Raw genomic sequence first — 25988 nt, 5'->3', positions numbered from 1 at the left:
GTTTATTTTTATTAAATGATGTAGTTATTCATTAATAATTTTAGTTCTTGGCATTTGTGGTGGTAAGCTATTGGTCATAATTGGCAATTCAGGTAATTCCAATACCACTTCTTGACCTTCTTTTAATTGGCTTACAGCATCATTGTTTTCAAATGTAAACACAATTTCATCTGTATAAGTAACTTGCTCGCCACCTTTAACAATTTTACCTGTAAAACGGCTATCACCGACGTTTGTCACTTCAACTAAAGCTTGATTTTCTTCTAAAACAACTTCTTTATCAGCGGATTGTTTAGTCAATAGAAACCCTCCCACTAGTATGATTAACGCTAAAAGTAACCACATTAATTTCTTCATGTAATTTCCCCCTTTTTATATTAATAAATAACACTTACTACTAAGTTAAAGTATAGGTCATGTTACTATTATTTGTCAAAATTAAGGGAATATTTTTTGCAGCCAAATAACATCTAGCCAACGCTCAAATTTGTATCCAATCATTTTCAAATGCGCTGCTTCTTGATAGCCCTTCTTTTGATGAAATAAAATACTTTCATGATTTTCAGCTGTCACCGAGGCAATCAATGTCTTAATCCCTTGCGCTTGTAGCTGTTCCTCTAAGGCTTGATACAATGACGTACCGACTCCTTTTTGTTTCACGTTAGGTTTCAAATAGACGGTGACTTCAACCGAAAACTGGTACCCGACCGTTTTTCCAAAAGGTTTAGCGTGACAGTAGCCAATAATCTCCCCCTTTTCTCCTTCTGCGACAAAATAAGGATACGCTTCAGTAATTTCTGCAATGCGTTGCGCCATCTCAATTTCCGTGATAGCATCCACCTCAAACGAACTGGTTGTTTCTAATATATAGTAATTATAAATCTCAGCTAATTCAACGCTATCGGTCAGTTTAACTGGTCTAATATTATACGTCATCCAAACACTTCTTTCATTTTTTTAATAGTTTATCATGTTTTTTCTCTTTCATAAATTGTTTGCAACTAAAATTAATCAAGAAAACGGGGTTAATTTTATAAATAAAGAGTCAAATAATGATAAAATAATGAGAGCACACTATTAGGAGGCGACACAATGAAAAAAATGTTAATTTTTGGCGGCACTCGCTTTTTGGGTAAAAAAACTGCTCTACACTTTATTGATTTGGGCTATGAGGTAACGATTGCCACACGTGGTAAAAGTTGTGATGATTTGGGGGATAAAGTTAAGCGACTAATTATTGACCGCACTGACAGCAATCACCCTGGTTGGGAAGTTGTAGCGTCAGAAAACTGGGATGTTATTTTTGACAACATTGCCTATGACTGGCAATCACTTGCTTTAAGTCTTGAGAAAGTTAAAAATGTCGGTCACTACTTATTTACTTCAAGCATGGCTGTTTACGAAGGAGATAAAGGAGCCATTGGTTTTAAAGAAAATGATTTTGACCCAACAACCTATGACTACGATTCCCAACAAACAGACGTTTCTTACGGTGAAGGTAAACGTCAAGGAGAAGCGTATTTAACAAAACATGCCCCATTCCCAGTGACTTTCTTACGCTTTCCAATTGTTTTGGATACCGATGATTACACTGAACGTCTAAAATTCTATATCGAACATGCATTAAATCACCAGACAATCATTTTCAAGCGACAAGCCGGTTGGTATGGTTTTGTCCACGCCAGTGAAATTCCATTAGCGATTGAACATGTCTTAGAACAACACATAACAGGACCGATTAATATCGCTTCGACTGAATCCTATCATTTCGAGAAATTTTTAGAAATATTGGCCAACACTACCGAACAGTCTCTAGAATATGAGATTGATTCACAACAAGCACCTTCACCTTTTAGTCACTATGATACTATCTTAAATGTTGATAGATTAATGGCTTCAGGTTTTAAACCAAGTATTCAAGATAGTTGGTTACCTGATACAATGCGTTATTACGTGAAAAACCGATAATCAATTTGCATTATCCGTGAATAAATGGTATATTATAAGGCTGGTCAAAACCAGTAATAACTCATTCACGGAGGAAGTATGAAAAAAAATAATCATAAACAGCTTTTAACCCAACTTTCTTTTTTTGTTACTTTGTTACTTGGAATCTTCTTAACGATTCTTTTTCCCGATATTACTCGATTTTTAGCGTTAGTTACCTTTTTATCTATCATTGTATTTGAATGGTTTAAGCCGGGAACTAAGACTGCCAAACAACTAAAATTAAATTGGAATCAGCCGCTTAAATTATCATTATTTATCTGTCTGTTTTCACAAGGGATCTTGCTTTATGAAAATGTTGCACCAAGCTTAGCAGCGAAATTTGCAACACAACAAACGGAACAAACAGAAGAAATAGCAACTAGTGACAATACAACCGAAACAACGACTGCTTCAATCTCGGAAGAAAAAACAACCCAATCGAAGCAAAAAAATAACGATAATACATCAAATCCAAGTGAAAAAGAAACAGCTACTCAAGCTCACGAAAATTCAGTTTTAGAAGTAGCGACGTTACAACGCGTTGTTAATGGTAACACGGTTTATTTAACGGTTAATGGCCAAACAGAAAAGTATCGTTTGTTAGTAATTGACACACCCGATGATTCTAGTTACTCAACATTAGCTAGTCAAGCAACACAACGTTTGAACGAATTATTAACTAACGCAACGCAGCTTTATGTCAGCTATGATCCAGCTATCTCAACAACAGATGCTTTTGGTCGTCAATTAGTTTATCTATGGGCTGATGATGATCTAGTTCAAACAACATTACTTGAAGAAGGCTTAGCACAAATTAGTTATATCGATAGTGAGAAATTAGCTTATTTAGCCGACATGCAGCAAGCACAAAAGACAGCTAAATTATTAAATAAAGGCTTATGGGAAAATTATGGAACAACCACCTATGAAGATAGTCAAACAACTGGCCTTTATGGACAAGATGATATTTCTCGCTTAGATGATCAAACGCCGACAATTTCTGACGAATCTGAAAATAAACGTGATGAATTTGAGACTCATGATGATCAGACGACTAATGGTCACCATTATAATTACGATCAATTCGAAAACTGGTATCAATCAAATGAGTCAAGTCAACGTACCTATTCTTATAATCGTTAAAAATGGTATAGCTAAAATTAGCTATACTTTTTTTATTTTTATGATATATTGTTAATAAAGGTGGGGAATTTATTGGAAAAATATTATCAACTACTCAAAAAAAATTTCAATCAAAAAGAAAGCGTTTTAACAGAACTGATCAACTTAGAAGCTATTTCAAATTTACCAAAAGGAACGGAACATTTTGTTAGTGATATTCACGGTGAGTTCCATTCTTTTGACCATGTATTAAGAACCGGTTCTGGTAGTATTAGAGAGAAAGTTTTAGAAGCTTTCCCACACGCTGAAACATCCGAAATCAATTCATTATGCGAGCTAATATACTACCCAGAATTAATAATTAGTCAGTTACCAAGTGATTTTCCTCTTGAGAAAAAGAATAATTGGTATATATCAAATTTGTTAACTTTACTAACAATCGTAAGAATTTCTGGACAAAAATACACTCGCTCAAAAGTAAGAAAGTCCCTTTCGCCACAGTTTAGCTACATTATCGAAGAATTATTAACCGAAACGAACAACTTAGAACAAAAACAAGCATACGTCGATGCGATTATTTTAAAGCTGATAGAGTTAGAACAAATTGATGATCTAATCATTTCACTTTGTTATAGTATTCAGCGTCTAGTCGTTGATCACTTACATGTCGTCGGTGATATTTACGATCGTGGCCCAAAACCCGATGAAATTATGAATAAATTAATGACTCACCATTCAGTCGATATTCAATGGGGCAATCATGATATTATTTGGTTAGCCGCTATGGCAGGATCACCACTTGCAATGATAAATGTTGTGAGAATTTGTGCACGTTACGGAAATTTAGACATTATTGAAGATCGCTATGGCATCAATATTCGACCACTGGTTGATTTTGCCATGGCTCATTATGAACCGCTACCGGTTTTTGCGCCACATCTTGATGGCCGAGATTTACCAGAAATTGCCAAAATCCAAGCAAATGTTGTTCAACAAGCGGCTGCCATGATGCAATTTAAATTAGAAGAACAATTAATCGAACGTCGACCCGAGTTTTCGATGACACATCGTAAAATGCTTTCAATAATTGATTATCAAACGTTAAGCATTCAGTTTGATAATCAGTGTTATTCTCTAGAAAATTTTAACCCTGTCACGATTCAGATTACTAACCCAACCGAGCTTACTGACGACGAGCAACGAATCATTAACAAGCTATTAACCAATTTTCAGCAGTCCGACAAATTAAAGAAACATATGGATTTCTTGATGGCTAAAGGGTCAATGTACTTATGCTATAACGGCAATTTACTCTTTCATGGCTGTATTCCACTCCATTCGAATGGCGATTTAAAAGCCTTACACATCGAAGGACTGACGTATTTTGGAAAAGACCTACTTGATTATTACGAAAGACAAGTTCGTTATGCTTATCAACATCCTGATGTAAACACCGACTTAGCTACCGATTTATTATGGTATCTATGGGTGGGTGAAACATCGTCGTTATTTGGCAAAATGTCGATGACTACGTTCGAGCGCTATTTTATCTCTGACAAAAAAACGCATAACGAAATCAAAAATCCTTATTATGAATTAAGGAATGATGAAACCATTTGTGAACGACTACTAGTCGAATTCGGTCTCTCGCCAAACGGCCATATCATCAACGGGCATACGCCTGTTAAAGAAAAAAAAGGCGAAAGTCCGATTAAAGCTGGTGGCAAAATGCTAGTTATCGATGGCGGATACGCTAAAGGCTACCAAAAAACTACTGGTGTAGCTGGCTATACGTTACTCTCAAATAGCTACGGTATTCAAATTGCCACCCATATGCCCTTTTCTGGAATTGAACAAGCATTAACAAATCAAGAACAACAGCTATCTATTCGTCGTTTAGTTGAAAAAGTTTCAGAGCGAAAAATAGTCAAGCATACCACAATCGGACAAAAAATTCAGCAAGAAATTGATGATTTAACCTATGTCTATCATCACTATGAGCAACTGTAAATTCAATTTTGTATAGATTAGATGAATAATTCACGATTTTGATATTAAATTAAGAATGAATACGTTAAAATAATAGTAACAAAAGTTTTTTAGGAGGAATTATATGTCAGCAAATGAACAAACTTTAGTCATGATTAAACCAGACGGCGTTAAACGTCACCTTATCGGGCAGATTATTCAACGCTTTGAAAACAAAGGGTTAATCATTAAAGAAATGAAAACAACCACATTAAGCAATGAATTAGTAGCTGAACACTACGCTCATTTAGTTCAAAAAGATTTTTTTCATGAAGTTAGCGACTTCATGACATCAGGCCCATCCGTCTTGATGATTCTTGAAGGTGACAACGTGGTAGAAATGGTTCGCACCTTAATTGGCGTAACTAACGTAGTAAAAGCAGCACCTGGTACAATTCGTGGTGACTTTGGAAATGCAGCTGTGTATCACGAAAACGTGATACACGCGTCTGACTCTATTGAAGCAGCACAAACAGAAATCAAACGATTTTTTAGTTAATAAACAAATAAGAGGCTGTGACAAAAGTTAGTGTTATTAGTCTAAAATAAGAAAATCTCGGGAAAAATTTCCCGAGGCCTTTTTAGTGTAGTGGTAACTATTTATCTTGCACATCTGACAATTGAAATTCTATCCCACAGAAATTCCGATAATATTGTGGATACATTTCACCACCACATTTTTCACAACTAAATTGTGGTGCAGTAAGCGGACTGAAATCTTCATCTAAAAACTCAATCGTTTCAATGATTTCCTTCGGAATACGTTCAGCTATTCCACACTGGAGACATATATAAGTCACCGTAGAATTCCCAGTCGAATCGAAGCTTTTTAAAAGCTGCTTCTGTTTTTTCTTTTTGTTGATGTTGCGTTTCTTTTTGGCCAAGACGAATATTCTCCTCCTTCATCACTATCATTGCTTGCTTATTCTTCGTATATTTAGTAATTAGTCTACCATTTTTGCACACACTCATCCCCATAAAGACAAATTCTTCACCACAATTAGGACAATCCAATGGATTTTTTCCAAAACATTCGGTTATTCTTTGAGCCCAAGTTTTACTTTTAAGCATTTGTTTACTGTTTATCAATAACTTTTTTACCTTTTCTTGATAAACTTCTACAATTTTTTTGATAAAGCTTTTTATCCTTCGACTATAAATACCATAATGACGTATCATTCTAAAATGTCGATCTGGAATATGACGAACTAATGCCCCTATAAACTCTTCTGCCGTCATTGTTTTCATTTCTTTTCTATTCGTCCGCTTATCATGATATTCAAACATGACATGATGACCGTCATACATTTTTATTCGTTCTAATGCAATAGGCCCTCTTTTCATATAGCGACTGATATATTGTAGTAAGCCTTTGGTATTCGTTCTGCTCCGTTTAGGAGCATTCACATAAAATCCTTCTCCATTTTGATGGTAGGCCTTCTGTAATTTATACTGAACTTTTGCTTTATCACGTGGTGATAAAGTTCTCCTAATCAATTTTAATACCGCATTCTGCCAATATTTTCTAAGCATTACATAAGGTAAATAATCATAATTTTCCCATTCACCTTTTCTGTTTACACCACCCATTGTTACTATCATATGAACATGAGGATTAAACTCTAATTGTGAACCAAACGTATGTAATCCAGAAATTATTCCAGGCTGTATCTTACGCTTATCAAAGAACTCTATAATTATTTTGGCGGCTTCATCCATTAATCCTTTTAACAAGGTACTTCGATACTTATCCATTAAAAAGATATCACGTAAACCTTCATCTATTGTAAAAACAATGTGACGATGAATAGTGTGATACATGTCTTGAGCTATCGTTTCACTCCAACGTTCACTCTCACCTTTAGCACAACTTGGACAAAACTTACCTTTACATCTTAAAGGTAGAAATTTGACATCATGACATCCCTCGCAAACATACAAACGATATCCTTTCTGGATATCTCCACAATTTCTAAACTTAGCAACCTCCTTCTTAACTACCGGACGAAGTCTGTCAGAATACTTGATGATAAAATTATCCCAATTATGATACTTATCAAAAAATATAGCTTGAAGAATATTCACATTCATATTTAAATTATACCAAATTTGAAACAATAAAAAAGCCGTATAACACTTGATAGAACAAGCATCATACGACACAAAATTTTATAATCCCTTTATAGTTAAAAAATCCGAAACGGACGAAAAGTGTTATTTTTCGTTTGTTTCGGATTTTTTCTATTTTCTATGTCTTTCTGCGTCTCCCAAGACGCTAATTTCATCATATTTAGCGCCAAGGAAACAATACCGGTTTCCTTGAGAACTTTTCCAAGTCCTCTCACAGAGAAACGAGTGAAGCCCAAAGAAGCCTTCATCCGTCCGAAAACTGGTTCCACATCAATCTTACGTTTAGCGTAAATTTTTCCAGTTTCTTTCGTTGAAAGAAAATCTCGTTGCTTCGCTTTATAATATTCCCATGAAGGATTAATCATTATTTTTCTTATGTGGCCTTTGGCTGTTAACGCAACAGGAATTTCTTCACGATTTTCGTCATATTTTTCTGCCACATATTCCTTGAAATCACGTGTAAAACCGTCTTTGTCTGTGCGTTTTCGATACGTATTAAAATTAAAACGGACTCCTTTTGGGTCAATATAATAGTCTTCTTTTTCTTCGTAAAACCAATTCATTACCTTTTTATCATCTGACTGCCATTTCTTACTATTTTCTTTCAACATTGTCCCGTACGGGATTAATGAGGTATGTTGAGATAATTTGTCTTCTAGATATTGATAGTTACTTTCTGAACCATAACCTGCATCTGCTACTATATACATTGCATCCTTTTCTGCTAAATTCATTTTTTCTAAGAAAGGGATTAACGTTTTAGTATCTGTTGGATTTTGGTAAACATCATAGCCTACGATAAATTGCTTGCTCGTAGCAATTTGCAGATTATAAGCTGGCTTAAGCTGACCATTTTTCATGTGATCTTCTTTTACTCTCATGAAAGTGGCATCGTGATCAGTTTTTGAAAAGCTGTTTCGTTTCCCGAAAGTCTTAAATTGCTTTTGATGTTCTAGCATTTTAGCTCGACGTGCAGCTAATTTTCTTTTAGTTGATTTTAAAGAACGTCGTTCTTGTTTAGCAGGGTTGGGAGAAAGCTTAGGTGTTGTTTCAATTTGTTTTTCTAATTCTTCTAATCTGAATTCTAAACGAGTTAGAACTTCATCAACCATATCTAAAGACAGATTAGAACCATCTGGTATATGAGACGACGAATAAGCCTCTTTTAATTCATTCATTAAAGAGACGGTTGCTTCTCGATTCATCGCATCGAAACGAATCGTGCTTTTCTTCCAAACAAAACTAAATTTATTGGCATCAGCTAAAATTTTAGTTCCATCAATAAAAATGGCATCATCAATCATGTTTTGTTGACGTAAATAAGCGGTTAGCTGCTCCAAGCCTTGATTAATAAGACCTTCTAATTCATCAGATATTCTAAAGCGTGCAATCGTTCGATAAGAAGGCATCATTTCTTGTGTTAACCAACGAGCCGGTAGGCTCTCTTCAGCCAATTGAGCAATTTTACGACTACTAAAAACACTGCGTGTGTACGCAAATAAGACCAGCTTTAACATAGCAGATAAATTATATTGACGTGGTCTTCCGAATAAATAAGATTCTTTGATTTTTAATGTTTCAACTAGCTCGTTAATAAACCAAGCCGTATTATTTTTTTCTGGAATATATGAAGTTGTAATATCCAAACTTAACTGATTCATGTTATAATTAGAATACATTTTTTGGTCCTTTCTAGGATTCTTTGAAGCATGGGTCGGACCGTGCTTCTTTTTTATTTTATTATACCAAAACCCCTGATAAATTTGGCTTTATTGCCAAATTTATCAGGGGTTTTTTTAGAGACTTATGTCACAGCCTCATTACGGAACTAATTTCTAACATTTAATAAATATAGAATGTTTCCCCTATTTTAGAGACTGTTATGTGTCATCGTATAACGTCTATTTTGTTTTTAATATAATTCAACACAAATTCTTTCGACAAAACTGGACTATCTCCGTAAGTGGTATGAGCCAAGGCTGCATTATAAGTGGCAAAATTTACAGTATCTTGGAGAGTCCATTGCTCAATTAATCCCGTTAAAATTCCTGATACATAGGCATCCCCTGTCCCAATGCGGTCATATGTTTGATAAGACACCTTATCTGAAACAACAACTTCATTACCTCCTGAGTAAAGATATCCTTGAAGTTCTGATTTTTCAACTGTCTTATGTCTAATGGTACCGCCAAAATACTTAATATCAAAATCATTCATGAACTTCTGGACAATTGCTTGATCATCCTCTCCAGAAATTAACAATAATTCCGTCAAATCTCTTAATGAGCCAAACACAATACTCGCAGAAGATAGTATCTCATGATAACAAGCACGTAAACTTTCTCTATCCGTTTCGGTATTCAATGATGCGCGAAAATTAAAATCAAAACATAACGGAATCTTTTTGGCAGCAGCTAGACGCGCCACCCGTAGCGCGTTTTGCCTTGAAATTATCGAAGTAGATAAAGCAATCCCACAAATGTGGACCATCTCAATACCTACTAGGGCTTGATTAATCACATCATCAGTTAAGACGACTTGGTTAAAGGCGCTTTGTGAGCGATCTAAATACGTAACTTCAGAAGGTCTCCCTCCGTACCCCATCTCTAACAAATAAACACCTAAATGCTGTCCCGAAAAAACAAGTGGTTGGTCATTAACCCCTAATTTGCGAACGCTAGCACTAGCGGCTCTTCCAAGATTATTCGCTGGAAGTGCGGTCAAAAGGCTCGTTTGATAGCCATTAACCGCTAAACCCGCTAAAATATTTAGACCTGTTCCTGTAAAGGACATGTCTAATTGGTCGGTCTGAGTTATTTTTTTGAAATTAGCAGGATTCAAACGCATCATCACTTCACCGAATGCTAAAATTTTCATTGGTGGACTCCTTTTTTATCCTAAGACTTTTTTAGTTATCTCAAATAACGTTGCCACATCTGCTGGACGTGTGTCGCCCGTTTCCGCATCAATGATTGAACTGTAGATATGCGGAATAATTTTTTCAACACCAGCATTAACTGCGATTTGTAAGATTTCTTCAAAATTATCTAAATCAATGCCCCCAGTCGGCTCTAATGCAAAACCAGCCTTAGCACAAGCTTCCGCAACATAGCGGTATTCCTCAATGTGAGCTAAGCCTTTCATTGGGAAATACTTAATTGAAGAGCCACCCATATCTTTTAATAAGGCGATGGCAGCCTCAATGGTTACTTCAATCGACTCGCCTTGTGAGGATAGCGGACCTGTCCCGATATTTACGTAGCCAACTTTTCCAGTTGGAGAAACTAACCCATTAATAAAGGTTTCATTTTGTTTTAGCACCGCACGTGAACCACCAACGCCTGTAAAAACTTGGTTAACATGTTGCGGCTGCAAGACTTCTGACAGGCGAATCACCATTTCGCTTTGATTCGGATCCCCCGCCCCTAAACCAACTGATAAAGCATTATCGGTGGCTTCTTGATAACGACGCATATCATCAATCGCTGCTTCGTCAGTTTCATAATTTTTTGATAGGACGCCCAGTACGACATGACCTTCACATGCGTCAAAGCATTCTTTCCCATTTTCAACTGAATTGGCTAAAACATTTAAACAGACACGTTCTTTATAAAAATTTGGTTGTTTTTCCATTTGCTTACTCCTCTTCCATTATAAAGGTCATTTTTTCAATAATTAATCCCATTTCGACTTCATCAACTGAACGAATATCGAATTCAATAATACCGTTATTTCCTTGATAATCACGTGTATAAACGGCCACGTTACCTTGTTTTAATTCTTCAATAACTTCTTGAGCTGTCTTATGAGTAGCCGTAATTTTAACTTTCGCTCGAAAAATTTCACGACCGGCACTATCTTGAACGATTTCAGCTTGCACACCCGAAATAGCATTTAACGCTGAAATAAATGGTGCTAAGCGTAGTGTCATACTTTCACCCGTTTCTGAACCGTGTTCTAAATAATCTTCAATCGCTTGAACGAGCGCTAAGATATTATCCTTACCGATTTTCATTGAGCGACCAAGGCCTTTACTTTGTTTTTGCAACCAAATGATATAAGGATCACGACCCACAACTAAGCCAGAGCTTGGTCCTTCAATCGCTTTGGCTCCACTGTAAATAACTATATCTGCGCCTAGTTGATAATATTTCGTTAAGTCTTCTTCGGCGGCAGCATCAACAATTAAGGGTAGTTGATGGTTGTTTGCAATTTCGACCATCTCTTCAATCGAAAGCATGCTTTTTTGAACCGTATGATGACTCTTAATATATAAAAGTGCTGCTGTTTGCTCGGTAATTTCCATCACCACTTGCTCTGGTGTACATTCATTGGCATAACCCGCTTCGACTACGCGACCACCACCTTGTTGGACCATCAATTCGACACTCGTTCCATAATTCACGTTGTGTCCTTTAGGCATAATAATCTCACGACGAGTAAATCGGTCAGAATATGGATGCATAGTGTGATAAGCATCGCCACGTCCGATAACTGCCGCAATCGCTTGAGCAATCCCGGCACTAGCTGAAGAAACAACCGTCGAATTATCTGCTCCTAATAATTTTGCAATATAGCGCCCTGTTTTTTCCGTCAAATCGGCCATCTCAAAAAAGTTTTGGCCACCAATTTTTTGAGCCTCAAGCACTGAGTCACTTACCTTAGACACGCCTAAAATGGTCATTTTTCCACTCGCATTAATTACTTGTTTTAACTTATATTTATCATAAACATTCATACGACCCCTCCTAAAGTTGATAATATTTACCGCCGATGACAGTCGCGATTGGGACAATTTTTTGACTCAATTCCACCGTATTACCATTTGAATCATATAGAACTTCCTTTGTGGCTTGTACATCAAAAATCGTTAAATCTGCTCGTTGATCGACTGCTAAATAGCCACGGTCTTTCAAATGGAATTGTTTAGCTGGATTTTCAGTCACCATTTTGATAACATCCGCTAATGAAAGACCAATTGCCAAACCTTTTTCTAATGTTGTTGCTAAATCATAAACCGGCCCGTTTTCACGGTTACGATGATAAATATCCGTACTAATGGTTTGACAAATTAATCCTTCCGCAACTGCCTTGCTACCCACTCTAAAGTTAAAACTATCGCTTCCGTGACCAATATCGAACAAAACACCGCGTCGATAAGCATCCCATGCACAAGCCTTAATCGCTCCATGTTCATCCAAAATCCCATTTGGCTTGCCATTATAACAATGTGTCACAATATCGCCAGGTTCTAATAACGTTAAAATATGTTCTAACTTAGGTGGAGCTGAACCAATATGAACCATTAACGGCAAGTGATTCGCTTTATATTGAAGCGCCTTTGCCATGTGTAACGGAATAATATCATTTTCACCTACTACTGTTCTACTCATACGGACTTTAATTCCGATAATAAATTCTGGTAATTCAGCTAATCGCGTTAAGTTATTTTCCTCATTAATTTTACTTAAGTCTGCTAGTTCATCTTGATGAACTATCCCATCTTTAGAAATATTCATCAAGGCTAAAACATTCGTACGTGACTGTTTTAACATTTCATAAAACTCACGGATATTATTTTCACCCGTTGAACCGGCATCTACCACCGTGGTCACGCCTTTGGTCCAACCAATTTGATCTGGAAAATCGTAGTACAAGCTCATCTTTTCGTAGCAGTGCACGTGACTATCAATCCAACCAGCCGATAGATACCTCTGATTGACTGAAATAATTTCTTTAGCCTCTTGATCCACTACTGGTGCAACTTCGACAATTATGCCATTTAAAATACCTATTTCGATAGGTTGTTCATGTATCGTTTTACCATCCTTTATTATTAAGTCTAACATTTTGCACCTACTTTCGGTTAAATAAAAATTTACTCCATGGTTTAATATAGTCTAACAAAATTAATTCTTCGGTTCTAATTTCACCTACTTTATTTTTGCGCGCATCTTGATGGTCTTCTAACACAATTTGTAACTCATTTTTATATTTACCAAAGGCATCATTACCGATCACAACGTCCCCACGTTTAAAATGGATGTCATGGTCATGTGCAGGATTATTTTCAGCCTTATACTTTTTACGAACTTCTGTTGAACGGGCCATTTGCGCGGTAATATCACCACGACGAACGTGCTGATTTTCAAATAAAATCGCTTCTTCTACTTGATTAATTGTTGATACTGTGTCAATTTCAAAGGAAACTTGATAACGATTGACGGTACTCATCGCTTTCAGTTCCGCTTCTGAGGCGTAGGCATTACCAATCACCACATCATCAATAAGTCCCGTTGCGAATAAATGTTTAGTTTGCACTTCAATTGGTAAATGACGATGCATTTCTAATGTTGGCAAACCATCATTAATATCCCATGGCCCATATGTCGCGGTTTGTGATGTCACAAAAGCCGCTGTTCTAATGCCTTGTTTTTTAAAACGCTCACTACAACGATTGAAAAAGTCTAGCGGCAAAGCAGAGCCTGCTTGTGGATAAAAATTGTGACAACCATATATGTATGGACGATTTGCTTCATAGGTCAGAATATTATCTAAATAAGCAACATCATTACTCATGTTCAACTCAATAATAAGACCATAAGGATTATACGATAGCAAGGCTTCCTTATTCCCATCAAAACCTAGATCCAAACGAATGCCATCGGCTCCAACTTCTGCGAAAAATGACAAATCATCATAAGAAATTTCTAACGCTTCAAAAATGGCTGGCGCAATATCTAAAATGACTTCAAACCCTTTTGACTTTGCGTATGTGATCACTTGATAAAACTTATTAAACACCGCTGTTCTACCCTCAGTCACTTCCAACATACTCATAAAAATACGTAAAAAACCATAACTTGCCGCTAAATCAATATAGGCTTGATCGTCAGCAAACACACTGTTATCTGGATAAAGCGAAATTCCTAATCTTCTTTTCATAACTTACCATCCTTCTAGTTGCAATATATTTTCACATAACTCATTCCCATTCAGATAAATTACCTTTTCCCTCTTAATAAGATAATAACATTATAATGTTTATATGTAAACGTTCGCCTCTATAGGAACGTTTTAAACCTCATATTCAATACTATAGGGTTCTCTAGCAATGTCATAGTATGCGATAGAATACTCAATCAGTTCATTTTGCACATTATAAGAATAGCGTTGGCGTTTTAATGCAAAAGGCTTACTTATTTCTAAATATCGATTCATTTCAGGTGTCACCTCAGCAACATCAAATTCATCTTTGATGTAACTAATATCTTTGCCTTGATAGGCTAACCAACTATATAGAGAACTATCACTACTTAAACTTTCAATTGATTGTGTCATATTAGGCAAATAATGTTCAAACAAAATATACGGTTCACCTTCCAAATAATACATTCGTGTCAACTTCACGACTTTGCCAGCTAATCCAATTCCTAATTCTTTGCCATTAATCTCTTCGATAGCAATTAATTTTTTTTGTAACGTTAATCCTTTATTCTCAAGGACTGTTGAAAAAGAAAGAGCTTTTGATAATTTATTGAACGGACGATTGCTGATGACAGTAGTCCCTTTACCACTTTTCTTTTCTAAATAGCCTTCTTGAACTAAAATTTCAACAGCTTTACGAATGGTAATTTTACTTACCTTAAATTGCGCTTCTAATTCTGTTTCGGATGGTATTAAGGTATTTAGTGGATATTTTTCTTTTAAAATATCATGTTTCAGCTGCATTGCGACTTCTAGATATAAAACTTTTTTACCTTTCATTTCCACACTCCTTAATATATACGTTTTAAATAATAAATTCATTTTTATTTTACCATTATTAAATAATAAATCAAATCAACTTTATTGTTATATTATCGTGATTTTTACAAAAAGAATTGGGTAATGAGCGGCTTTAAGAATATTCAACTACTCTAAACAAGAAAAAAAAAACAAAAATTGCCAACAATTCTTGGTTGTTTTTCTTTTATATCTCAAATCCAGCATATTGTGTCATATATAAGTCAAAGTACTTCCCTTTTTGTGTTAGAAGTTCTTCATGATTACCACTTTCAACAATTTTTCCATGATCCATCACGATGATTTTGTCTGCATCACGTATAGTTGATAATCGGTGGGCAATCACAATACTTGTCCGGTTTTTCATTACTTCTTGCATCGCCGTTTGAATCGCTTCTTCCGTACGTGTATCAACATTCGAGGTGGCTTCATCTAATATCAAAATTTTTGGATCCGTTACGAATGCGCGGGCAATTGATAGCAGTTGACGTTGACCTTGACTAATGTTAGCTCCCGAAGACGTTAACATCGTTTCATAGCCTTTTGGTAAACGGGCAAGCATTTCAGTTGCACGACTCATCTCAACTGCTCGTTCAACTTCCTCTCGAGTGGCTTTAGGATTTCCATACTTAAGATTATTTTCAATCGTATCACTAAAGAAGACCGCTTCTTGTAGCACAATCGCAATTTTTTGACGTAGACTAGCACGCGAATAGGCACTAATATCTTGACCATTAATCAAAATTTTTCCACTGTCGGCTTCATAAAAACGCATTAATAAATTAACAATCGTACTTTTACCACTACCAGTCGCCCCAACAAGTGCAATTTTTTGGCCTGAAGGAACTTCTAAGGTGAAATCTTTAATGACTGGTTGGCCGTCATCATAAGAAAAATTCAAGGCTTCAAACATGACGGTTGCGTCATCATGAATGTTTAATTCTTGACCACCACTAACTTCTTCGTCTTCTTCGTCTAACACCATAAACACACGCTCAGCACCAGCAATCGCCGTCTGTAATTGACCATAAACTTGGGCAATTTCGTTAACGGGACGTGTGAATTGTTTAGTGTAGACAATAAAAGCCGAAATGACACCGACTGACAAATAACCTTTAATGGCAAAGTAACCACCGAAGACCGCCACTACAACAAATCCTAAGTTGCTAATCGCATTCATCAACGGCCCCATCACTCCACTAAAAATATCTGTCTTGATACCGGCTTTTGTTAACTTATCAGAAGTTGCTTCAAATTCTGAAGTAGTAGCTTGTTGATGGTTATAGGCCACCACTGTCCGATACCCGGTCACCATCTCTTCAACTGTTCCGTTCAATTCCCCTAAGAACAATTGACGTTGACGCGAATATTTTCGGACAAATCCTGATAGAATTTTGGTAGCAAAAACTGTTAGTAGAATTGATGCAAAACTTAACAAAGCTAATTGCCAACTATACCACAACATGATGCCAGCTGTTCCGATAATCGTCAAAACACCTGAAAAGAGTGACACAATGGATTGTGAAACAGTAGTAGATATATTCTCAATATCATTAGTCATACGACTCATCACATCACCATGAGAATTAGAGTCTAAGTAACGTATCGGAACATCCATTATTTTCCCAAAAAGCTGTTCACGTAATCGTTTGACAATGCGTTGACTTAATGTTGCACTAAGTAAGCCTTGAATCAATTGACTAATACTATATAGTGCATATGCAACTAACATCCACCAAATCGCGTGAGTTAATTTACCTGATTGCTCACCTGATAGTATATCAATTGCTAAACTTTGACGAGTCGGTGCATAAATACCAAAGAACGTGCCAATTATTACAATGATAAGCATTACCAAAAGCAGCATCTTTTCTTTAGCAAAATATTGCCAAATACGTTTTAGCGTTGGCCAGATGTTTTCCGCTTTCTCAACTTCTGCAAAACGACCTGCACCACCTCGACGCATACCCGGAATATTTTTTTCAGCTATATTAGTGTTGCTCATTGGCTTCATCCTCCTCACCTAATTGTGACTGATAAATATCCTGATAAATATCACATGAGCTCATCAATTCATCATGTGCTCCAATAGCTACTATTTGCCCTTGATCCATTACGACAATTTTATTGGCTTGTCTTAACGTCGCGATGCGTTGCGCAACAATAATTTTAGTACTTTCAGGACGTTGTTGGTTCAATGCTTGATAGAGATTTGATTCTGTTGATAAGTCAAGTGCACTAGTAGCATCATCAAAAATTATAATATCAGCTGGCTTAATAACTGCTCTAGCGATGGACAAACGCTGTTTTTGTCCTCCAGACAGATTAGAACCGCGCTCTGTTACCATATTTTGATAACCATTTTCCGTTTCTGAGATAAAGGCATGAGCTTGCGCAATTTTTGCTGTATCAACAACTTCTTCATCACTTGCTTGCGGGTTCCCCCAACGAATATTATCAGCAATCGTCACGTTAAATAAATCTGTTTTTTGCAAAACAACCGCAATTTTTTGACGAAGCGCTTGTTGCTGATACTCACGCACATCAACACCATCGACTAACACGCGACCACTCGTTACATCATAAAAACGGGAAATCAAATTCACCAAACTCGATTTACCACAGCCAGTTGCACCCATCAGACCGATTGTTTCACCCGGATTAATGGTCAGATTAATCTGTTTCAACACCGGTTGTTGGCTATCGGGAAAAGAAAACGCAACATCTTCAAAGGTAATTGCCCCATTTGTCAGTGTTTGACCATTGAATGCTCCATCCACTAATTCCGGTTCCGTTTCTAAAATCACTCGTAAACGATGCCATGAAGCTAATCCTTTTGAAACGATTTGGAACAACATAACCAATGATAAAATAGCATTCAACAATTGTGTGGTATAAGTAATTGCCGCCATGATGGTCCCCGGAGAGCTAACACCTGCTGCGATATCTTTCGATCCAAAATGAATCAATAAACCTATCACACTGTACATCAACATATTCATTATTGGGTTCATGAAGGCAAAAATCATTAAGGTTTTTAGTTGTGTCTTGATGAGCGCATCATTCGCTTTGCCAAAGCGAATTTTTTCATAGACCTCACGTACACAAGCTTTAATCATGCGAATACCCGCGATGTCCTCTTGCATAATATTGTTGATATCATCTAACTGACGCTGTAACTTATCAAATAAAGGATTGGCTTTCCATAAGCAAAGTGCGATACAGCCAATAACAAACGGGAATGCACACAATACGATCCACCCAAACTTGGGGTCTAAACGGAACATAAAGAAAATACTCCCGAACATCATCATCCCTGTTCGGACCATCGTTCGAATAAACATCGAGATATACGCTTGGACCTGCGTAATATCATTCGTCATTCTCGTCACTAACGAACCCGTTCCGAATTGATCAATTTGTGGGAACGAAAATGACATAATACGTTTAAAACTATCTTGTCGCATTTTATTGCCAATACGTTGGCTAATATTTTGAACAAAAATATTATTTAAAAACCCACCGATCGCGCCGATTACAATAATACTAATCATGATAAGTCCCAGTTTAACGACTAAATCTAAATCAGGATTACCTTGGTTATGACTGCCCATGACTCCTTCATCAATTATTTGACTCATCAGGCTTGGTTGTAATAAATCCATACTAACTTCTGTTATCATAAAGCACACTGCCAATATTGCAAAAAGCAAATATGGCTTAATATATTTCCACATAATTGTTCCTCCTAGTGACACATTTAACTCCTATTTAGTTATTTTAACATAGAAAAAAACAGATTAATCTTTAGACGAACAACTTAGTTACAAAAAAACTCTCTTCGAAAATTGAAGAGAGTTAATACGTTCTATTTTTGATAAACAGCTTCATTGTTAAAACGCATCGACAACATAATACCAATCCCTATCATGTTCCCCAAAAGTGAGGAACCTCCTTGACTGATAAAAGGTAATGGAATACCAGTTAATGGTAACAAACCAATACTTGCTCCAATGTTTTCAAACACATGAAACAAGATCATCATAATAATACCAGTGGAAATATAAGTAGAAAAAACATTGTTAGTATCAAGTGACACACGAATTAAACGATAAATCAGTAATAAATACATGAAGATAACGAGCGCACTACCAATAAAACCAAAGTTTTCTGCAATCACAGTAAAAATCATATCTGATTCTCTAACGGGTACATCGACTTGGGAAACATTAAATCCTTTCCCAGTTAAACCACCTGACCCAATTGCCGTTAAAGACTGAGCTTGTTGGTAACTAACACCGGTAGTATCATGGAAAGGATTTAACCATGAATCTAAACGTGATAATTGGTATTCTTTTACGCCAAACTTGAATAAAAACTCTCGTCCAATATCCGTTGCAACTAAAGAAAGAATCCCTGCAATAAGAACTAGCATGGAAATAATCCCTGGTAATAAGATTTTCCAAGAAATACCAGAAACCAAGATAATCCCACAAAAAATGGCTAAGAAGACTAATAATGTTCCAAAGTCATTTTGAAGTTTAAGCAAAATAATTACTGGTATTGTCCCAAGTCCTAGTTTACCAATTAACATAAAGTCAGATTTTATTTCATGTTGATGCTCTTGGTTGTGGCGCGTAGTAACATACGCTAAAAATAAAATATAAGCAATTTTCAAAATTTCTGAAGGCTGAAAGGACATGCCAGCAAAACTTATCCAGTTTTTTGCCCCCGTCATGGCAACTACATTGGGATCATAAAACTGTAGGGGCAAGATCATTAGACCTAAACATAACACATATAACAGCGGCGTTATTTTCCACCATGCTTTGGTTGTGAACTGCATTAAGACGACGATAGCAAAAACTCCGATTGATAGCCATAGCGCTTGTTTTAACATCTCATAAACGATATTTTGATTGCCACCTAGCGAAAGGGCAGCGTATTGAGCAATTAGCCCAACAATACATAACACAAAGACCGGTAAAATAACTCCATAATCAATGCGACTGTCTAAACTAAATCTATTTTCATTCATATTCGACGACTCTCTTCTTTTCTTGATTTCTTTTCTATTATACAAGAAGACGGAACGTATACCTAGTATTCTTTATTACTTTTTAATATTTAACACGAAACAAAAACACGTAATGAGTATCATCATCACGTGTTTTGGAAAATTACTAAACTTATTTAGTTCCGAATAGACGATCACCAGCGTCCCCTAAACCTGGGAAGATATAACCATTCTCATCTAATTTTTCATCTAGAGAAGCAGCGATAATATCAACGTCAGGATGCGCTTCTTGTAAAGCTTTCACACCTTCTGGAGCCGCAACTAAGCAGACAAATTTAATGTTTGTGCCACCACGGCGTTTTAATGCATCCACCGCTAAAATGGCAGAACCACCTGTTGCTAACATTGGATCCACGACTAATAATTGACGAGTATCAATGTCAGAAGGTAATTTTACGAAATATTCAACGGGCTCTAATGAATCATGATCACGGTACATACCGATATGTCCCACTTTAGCCGCTGGAATTAATTGTAAAATACCGTCTACCATGCCGATACCAGCACGAAGAATCGGAATAATTGCTACTTTTTTACCAGCAATTGTTTGTTGAGTTGTTTTACCCATTGGTGTTTCAATTTCAACTGATTCTAATGGTAAATCGCGTGATACTTCATAAGCCATAAGCATTGCGATTTCATCTACAACCTCACGGAAAACTTTTGTCCCACAGTTTTTATCGCGGATGATTGTTAATTTGTGTTGAATTAATGGATGATCCATTACTTGAAATTTTCCCATTATCGATTCTCCTCTATAATTTTATTCTTATCTATTGTAAAGCAAAACCCCTGAAAAAACTAGGTTAAATTAGGTATTTCTTATTTAAACGTTTTACCTAATGACCAGGCTAATAATGATATATATACAAAAGAAGTGCCGCAATTAGCAATTGTTGACACTTCAAGATATCTTAGTTATATAAAGGATACTTCTCTGTTAATTCTTTAACGTCTCTACGAACCGCTTCTTTCATCGATTCATTGGTTGGATTCATCAACATTTCGTTAATTAAATCAGCCACTTTTGCCGCATCTTCTTCATTGAAACCACGTGTTGTAATTGCTGGGGTACCAATACGAATACCGCTTGTTTGGAACGGACTTAATGTCTCAAATGGCACAGTGTTTTTATTCACTGTAATATTAACTTCATCTAGTAAGCTTTCAGCTTCTTTACCAGTTAATTTATATTTGCTAACGTCAATTAATAATAAATGGTTGTCTACTCCACCACTAATTAGACGGGCATAAATTGATTTATTGAAAACATCCGCCATCGCTTTAGCATTTTTGATAACTTGTGCTTGATAGTCTTTAAATTCAGGTTGTAGAGCCTCTTGGAACGCTACCGCTTTAGCAGCAATCACGTGCTCTAACGGTCCACCTTGAATCCCTGGGAAAATCGCACTGTTAATTTTTTTCGCTAATTCTTCATTATTCGTTAAAATCATCCCACCACGAGGGCCTCTTAACGTCTTATGCGTCGTTGTTGTAACAACATCAGCATAGTCCATCGGGTTTTGATGTAAGCCAGCTGCGACTAAACCAGCGATATGGGCCATATCGACCATTAATTTTGCACCGACTTCATCGGCGATTTCACGGAATTTTTTAAAGTCAATACTACGTCCATAAGCACTTGCACCTGCGACGATTAATTTAGGTTGTGTTTGACGAGCTTTAATTAATACCACATCATAATCAATTACTTCGGTAAATGGATCTACACCGTAAGCGACGAAGTTGTATGTTTTACCACTAAAGTTGACAGGAGAGCCATGCGTTAAGTGACCACCATGCGTTAAATCCATTCCTAAAATCGTGTCACCTGGTTCTACTAAACTTAAATAAGCCGCTGTATTGGCTTGAGAACCTGAATGAGGCTGAACGTTCGCAAACTTAGCATTAAACAGTTTTTTTGCACGTTCTATCGCTAAATTCTCAACGATGTCAACGTACTCACAGCCACCATAATAGCGTCGATTTGGATAACCTTCAGCATATTTATTCGTTAACACGCTACCTTGCGCTGCCATTACCGCTTCTGATACAAAGTTTTCTGAAGCAATTAATTCAATATTGCGTTCTTGACGCGCTTGTTCATTTGCTATCGCGTCCCATAATTCTTTGTCTTGTTGTTTAAAATCCATTAACACCCATCTCCCCTACTCATTGATAAATCTATCTTATCATAAAACTATCTCTTATCGATAATATCTTTGACTAGCAGATTTACGAACACGATTCATATAGGCCATACCTATTCCCTCATCTGCAAAAGTTTCGACAAAAACGATATCAATGCTTTCATTTTGATTATCAAAATAACGCAAACCACTAAATAATTGATGCATACTTGACTTGACGTCACTCTCTTTTGATAAATAATAAACATCATCGACTTCTTCAAGATACGGCTTCGCAATTGATTCTGAACAAAGCAAGCCAATTTTCTTACCTTCTGAAGTTGCCCATTCTATAGCAGACTGCCAATTTTGAACAGCATAATCAATCATATACACCGGCACTTCTGGTGCGTAATGACGATATTTCATGCCTGGCGCTTTAGGTTGACTACTTTCACTGACCAAGTGATCATCCATCACAACTTCCGGAATCACCGTCATTAAATCGTCAGGTGTAATCGCACCAGGTCGTAAAATCATTGGCGGATTAACCGTCATATCTAACACGGTCGACTCTAGCCCAACTGTTGTTTGACCATCATCAATAACCCCTGCAATGTTATCTTCCAAATCATGTAACACATGTTCAGCAGTTGTCGGACTTGGTTTACCTGAAGTATTGGCACTTGGTCCAACTAAGACTTTACCACTTGTTTCAATTAAACCAAGCGTCACCTTATTATCTGGCATCCGAAAAGCACATGTGGTTAAGCCACCCGTTGTACTTGAAGGTAAACTACCTTCTTGAATATCAAAAATCAAGGTTAACGGTCCTGGCCAAAAGTGGTCCATTAATTGTTTGGCAGACACTGAAATTTCTGCAACAAACGGCGCTAAGTCATCTTGACTTGCAATATGTACAATTAACGGATTATCAGATGGGCGACCTTTTGCCGCATAAACTTGTTTAACAGCTGTATCATTTGTCGCGTCAGCTCCTAAACCATAAACCGTTTCAGTTGGAAACGCGACTAGCTCACCTTCTTGAATCGCTTTAGCAGCTTGTGCTAAATCTGCGACGGTCCATTTATTTCCTTTTTCCATTTTCTTTCGCCTCTATTTCATTTCTAACATACGGTCCAGTCCGTTTAAATCTTGATAAATCAACACTTTCTTAGTCGGGAAAGCTTCTTGATACATCTGCTGAATCGCACGTCCTTGTCTAAATCCATATTCAAAATACACACTACCTTCGATTGAAAGTACTTGCTTAATTTGTTCGGTCATTTGTTGGTAACATAATAAGCCATCATTCTCGGCAAACAAGGCTTGCTTGGGCTCATGTTGCCGTACACTTTCGTCCATCTCATCCCACTCATCTTCACTGATGTAGGGCGGATTAGAAATAACGATATCGACTGTTTCCCCTGCTTTAATAAGTGGCATTAATAAGTCGCCTTGCATAAACTCAACCTCTGCACCATGGGTTTTAGCATTTTCACGTGCCACGATTAAGGCCTCTTCAGAAATATCAACCGCCAGCACTCGCCATGTGGGTTTTAACTTCTTCAACGTAATCGCGATAATCCCTGTACCAGTTCCTACATCAACGACCGTTAAACATTCTTTATCTCCATGATTTTTCATACATAATTCAATTAATTCTTCCGTTTCTGGACGAGGAATTAACGTCGCCGGTGTCACTTTGAACTCACGACCATAAAACTCTTCAGAACCAATAATGTATTGAGCTGGGTAACCAGCTTCGAAGACTTTAATATCTTCAATATATTGTTCTTGTTGCTCAGAAGGCATGGGTTTACGCAAGTGCATCAGAACTTCTGTTTTGCTCCAACCTAATCTTCTTCCCAAAAGATATTCAGCCGCTTCACGCTCTTTATTTTTTTCAGTTAAAAAAGAAGAAGCCCAAAAAAGGACTTCTCCGTAAGTTTTACTGCTCATTCTGCATTTGCTCCAGTTTTTGCGTTTGATCATAGATCATTAACGCATCAATGATATCATCCATATCACCAGATAAAATGCGGTCTAATTGCTGAATAGTCAAGCCAATACGGTGATCAGTCACACGATTTTGTGGGAAGTTGTAGGTACGAATGCGTTCTGAACGATCGCCGGTACCAATCGCTGACTTACGAGTTGCATCATACTCACTTTGTGCTTCTTGTTGCATTTTATCGTAAACGCGGGCACGTAAGACTTGCATCGCTTTTTCACGGTTTTGTAGCTGTGAACGTTGGTCTTGCATCGCAACAGCGATCCCTGTAGGTAAATGTGTTAAACGTACCGCTGACGCTGTTTTGTTGACGTGCTGACCACCAGCTCCTGAAGCATGGTAAATATCTACACGGATATCTTTATCCTCTAGCTCTAATTCCACTTCTTCTGCTTCTGGTAATACAACAACTGTCGCAGTTGACGTATGAACACGACCTTGTGATTCCGTCGCAGGGACACGTTGAACACGGTGTGCGCCGTTTTCATATTTTAATTTAGAATAAACATTATTACCTGAAATCATAATAATGACCTCTTTGTAACCACCTATCCCTGTGATGTTGGCTTCCATCACTTCAAAGCGCCAACCTTGTTTTTGAGCATAACTTTGGTACATTTCAAATAAGTCACCCGCGAATAATTGGGCCTCATCTCCACCAGCTGCACCACGGATTTCCATGATGATATTTTTATCATCATTAGGGTCTTTTGGTAATAAAAGAATTTTTAATTTTTCTTCTAATTCAACTTTTTCATCTTTTAATTCATATAATTCTTCTTTGGCCATTTCTGCCATCTCAGCATCAAGGTTTTCAGATAATAATTCTTCAGCATCTTTAATTCCTTGAATCACTTCTTTGTAACGACGGTATACGTCAACTGTTTCACGAGTGGCTGCTTCTTCCTTTGACAACTCCATGAAACGTTTGTTATCAGAAATAACTGTTGGGTCACTTAGCAACTCACCAAGCTCTTCATAACGGTCTTCTACCGCTTGCAATTGATCAAACATAATGCTAGTCTCCTTAATTTATCTCATTCTTTTTTCTATTATAATTTTGGGTCGTGATAATGTTTACGGCAAACAGGATAATACGATTCATTACCACCGATTTGAATTTGTTCGCCATCATAGACGGGTTTACCATCCGATACTCGTAGGTTCATCGTCGCTTTCTTATGGCAGAACCAACAAATAGTTTTTAATTCTTCCAGCTTATCGGCATGAATTAATAAATATTTAGACCCTTCAAATAATTCATTTCTAAAATCATTTTTCAATCCAAACGCCATCACCGGAATATCTAAATTATCCACGACACGAGTGAAGCCTTCAACATGATGTTTTTCCAAAAATTGTGATTCATCAATTAAGACACAATACGGTTTATAAGGCAGCTTTTTAATTTCTTCATAAACATCTGTCTCTGAAAAAATTGGAATAGCTGGACGTGATAAACCAATACGACTAGAAACAACACCTACACCATCACGGGTATCAATGCCACTGGTCATTAAAACTACCGGTTTTTCTTGTTCTTCGTAATTATGGGCAACTTTCAATATCTCAATCGTTTTCCCACTATTCATTGCGCCATACTTAAAAAATAACTGTGCCATGTCCTCATCCTTCACTTTTCACATTCTTCCTAAGATAGTATAAACGAAAATCAACTAAAAATCACTAAATACATTCAAAAATAGTTTGGAAT

23 protein-coding genes are annotated in these 25988 nt (G+C 36.8%); 4 read left to right on the top strand and 19 right to left on the bottom strand.

What is annotated here, in order from left to right:
* Nucleotides 1–24 precede the first annotated feature (24 nt).
* Both FA707_RS03730 and FA707_RS03725 read right to left on the bottom strand, forming a co-directional pair.
* On the bottom strand, nucleotides 25–357 hold the full coding sequence (locus FA707_RS03730; RefSeq protein ID WP_136952959.1) for a hypothetical protein: 333 nt from the start codon (nucleotides 355–357) through the stop codon (nucleotides 25–27).
* 81 nt (nucleotides 358–438) lie between these two features.
* Nucleotides 439–936 (bottom strand): GNAT family N-acetyltransferase, encoded by a 498-nt coding sequence (locus FA707_RS03725; RefSeq protein WP_136952958.1) that lies wholly within the window; start codon nucleotides 934–936, stop codon nucleotides 439–441.
* A 156-nt stretch (nucleotides 937–1092) separates the two neighbouring features.
* Between FA707_RS03725 and FA707_RS03720 the strand changes: the two genes are divergently transcribed.
* The 4 genes from FA707_RS03720 to ndk all read left to right on the top strand — a co-directional run bounded on the left by FA707_RS03720 (nucleotide 1093) and on the right by ndk (nucleotide 5638).
* Nucleotides 1093–1968, top strand: coding sequence for a Rossmann-fold NAD(P)-binding domain-containing protein (locus FA707_RS03720; protein ID WP_136952957.1), 876 nt, complete (start codon nucleotides 1093–1095; stop codon nucleotides 1966–1968).
* Nucleotides 1969–2046: 78 nt separating this feature from the next.
* A complete protein-coding gene (locus FA707_RS03715; RefSeq protein ID WP_136952956.1) occupies nucleotides 2047–3132 on the top strand; it encodes a thermonuclease family protein in 1086 nt (361 codons plus the stop codon).
* Nucleotides 3133–3204: 72 nt separating this feature from the next.
* Nucleotides 3205–5121, top strand: coding sequence for a fructose-1,6-bisphosphatase (locus tag FA707_RS03710; RefSeq protein ID WP_136952955.1), 1917 nt, complete (start codon nucleotides 3205–3207; stop codon nucleotides 5119–5121).
* A 103-nt stretch (nucleotides 5122–5224) separates the two neighbouring features.
* Nucleotides 5225–5638, top strand: coding sequence for a nucleoside-diphosphate kinase (gene ndk, locus FA707_RS03705; RefSeq protein WP_136952954.1), 414 nt, complete (start codon nucleotides 5225–5227; stop codon nucleotides 5636–5638).
* 266 nt (nucleotides 5639–5904) lie between these two features.
* Here ndk and FA707_RS03695 read toward each other — a convergent pair whose 3' ends face one another.
* The 17 genes from FA707_RS03695 to FA707_RS03615 all read right to left on the bottom strand — a co-directional run bounded on the left by FA707_RS03695 (nucleotide 5905) and on the right by FA707_RS03615 (nucleotide 25896).
* A complete protein-coding gene (locus FA707_RS03695; RefSeq protein WP_136952922.1) occupies nucleotides 5905–7230 on the bottom strand; it encodes an IS91 family transposase in 1326 nt (441 codons plus the stop codon).
* A 95-nt stretch (nucleotides 7231–7325) separates the two neighbouring features.
* Entirely contained in the window at nucleotides 7326–8948 is a 1623-nt protein-coding gene (locus FA707_RS03690) for an IS1182 family transposase (protein ID WP_246032345.1), read from the bottom strand.
* A 208-nt stretch (nucleotides 8949–9156) separates the two neighbouring features.
* Nucleotides 9157–10146 carry a sugar kinase gene (locus tag FA707_RS03685; protein ID WP_136952953.1) on the bottom strand — a complete coding sequence of 330 codons (990 nt, stop codon included), beginning with the start codon at nucleotides 10144–10146 and terminating at the stop codon, nucleotides 9157–9159.
* Between the two features lie 15 nt (nucleotides 10147–10161).
* Nucleotides 10162–10902 carry a 2-dehydro-3-deoxy-phosphogluconate aldolase gene (gene dagF, locus FA707_RS03680; RefSeq protein WP_136952952.1) on the bottom strand — a complete coding sequence of 247 codons (741 nt, stop codon included), beginning with the start codon at nucleotides 10900–10902 and terminating at the stop codon, nucleotides 10162–10164.
* 4 nt (nucleotides 10903–10906) lie between these two features.
* Complete coding sequence (locus FA707_RS03675; protein ID WP_136952951.1) at nucleotides 10907–12007, bottom strand: DgaE family pyridoxal phosphate-dependent ammonia lyase; 1101 nt, start codon at nucleotides 12005–12007, stop codon at nucleotides 10907–10909.
* Nucleotides 12008–12017: 10 nt separating this feature from the next.
* On the bottom strand, nucleotides 12018–13118 hold the full coding sequence (locus FA707_RS03670) for an EF_0837/AHA_3915 family putative deacetylase (protein WP_136952950.1): 1101 nt from the start codon (nucleotides 13116–13118) through the stop codon (nucleotides 12018–12020).
* Between the two features lie 7 nt (nucleotides 13119–13125).
* Nucleotides 13126–14214, bottom strand: a complete 1089-nt coding sequence (locus tag FA707_RS03665) for a DUF871 domain-containing protein (RefSeq protein ID WP_136952949.1) — start codon at nucleotides 14212–14214, stop codon at nucleotides 13126–13128.
* A 132-nt stretch (nucleotides 14215–14346) separates the two neighbouring features.
* Nucleotides 14347–15036, bottom strand: coding sequence for a GntR family transcriptional regulator (locus tag FA707_RS03660; RefSeq protein WP_136952948.1), 690 nt, complete (start codon nucleotides 15034–15036; stop codon nucleotides 14347–14349).
* 205 nt (nucleotides 15037–15241) lie between these two features.
* Nucleotides 15242–17059, bottom strand: a complete 1818-nt coding sequence (locus FA707_RS03655) for an ABC transporter ATP-binding protein (RefSeq protein ID WP_210409629.1) — start codon at nucleotides 17057–17059, stop codon at nucleotides 15242–15244.
* A complete protein-coding gene (locus tag FA707_RS03650) occupies nucleotides 17046–18791 on the bottom strand; it encodes an ABC transporter ATP-binding protein (protein ID WP_136952946.1) in 1746 nt (581 codons plus the stop codon). Before FA707_RS03650 ends, FA707_RS03655 begins: the two co-directional genes overlap by 14 nt.
* Nucleotides 18792–18922: 131 nt before the next feature.
* Nucleotides 18923–20119 carry an FtsW/RodA/SpoVE family cell cycle protein gene (locus tag FA707_RS03645; RefSeq protein ID WP_425471315.1) on the bottom strand — a complete coding sequence of 399 codons (1197 nt, stop codon included), beginning with the start codon at nucleotides 20117–20119 and terminating at the stop codon, nucleotides 18923–18925.
* Between the two features lie 124 nt (nucleotides 20120–20243).
* On the bottom strand, nucleotides 20244–20873 hold the full coding sequence (gene upp / locus FA707_RS03640) for a uracil phosphoribosyltransferase (protein WP_136952944.1): 630 nt from the start codon (nucleotides 20871–20873) through the stop codon (nucleotides 20244–20246).
* A gap of 172 nt (nucleotides 20874–21045) precedes the next feature.
* Nucleotides 21046–22284: a serine hydroxymethyltransferase gene (glyA, locus tag FA707_RS03635; RefSeq protein WP_136952943.1), complete on the bottom strand. Its 1239-nt coding sequence runs from the start codon at nucleotides 22282–22284 to the stop codon at nucleotides 21046–21048.
* Between the two features lie 54 nt (nucleotides 22285–22338).
* The gene (locus FA707_RS03630) at nucleotides 22339–23364 is read right to left on the bottom strand and encodes an L-threonylcarbamoyladenylate synthase (RefSeq protein WP_136952942.1); all 1026 of its coding nucleotides are present in this window, start codon (nucleotides 23362–23364) and stop codon (nucleotides 22339–22341) included.
* 12 nt (nucleotides 23365–23376) lie between these two features.
* A complete protein-coding gene (gene prmC, locus FA707_RS03625) occupies nucleotides 23377–24222 on the bottom strand; it encodes a peptide chain release factor N(5)-glutamine methyltransferase (protein ID WP_136952941.1) in 846 nt (281 codons plus the stop codon).
* Nucleotides 24212–25288, bottom strand: a complete 1077-nt coding sequence (gene prfA, locus FA707_RS03620) for a peptide chain release factor 1 (RefSeq protein WP_136952940.1) — start codon at nucleotides 25286–25288, stop codon at nucleotides 24212–24214. The genes prmC and prfA overlap by 11 nt, the downstream gene beginning before the upstream one ends.
* A gap of 38 nt (nucleotides 25289–25326) precedes the next feature.
* Nucleotides 25327–25896 (bottom strand): thymidine kinase, encoded by a 570-nt coding sequence (locus tag FA707_RS03615; protein ID WP_136952939.1) that lies wholly within the window; start codon nucleotides 25894–25896, stop codon nucleotides 25327–25329.
* Nucleotides 25897–25988 lie beyond the last annotated feature (92 nt).

The sequence above is a fragment of the Vagococcus zengguangii genome (assembly GCF_005145005.1).
Taxonomy (GTDB): Bacteria; Bacillota; Bacilli; order Lactobacillales; family Vagococcaceae; genus Vagococcus_A; species Vagococcus_A zengguangii.
The sequence above is the reverse complement of the archived record's forward strand: the minus strand, read 5'-3'. Positions and strand labels throughout refer to the sequence as shown.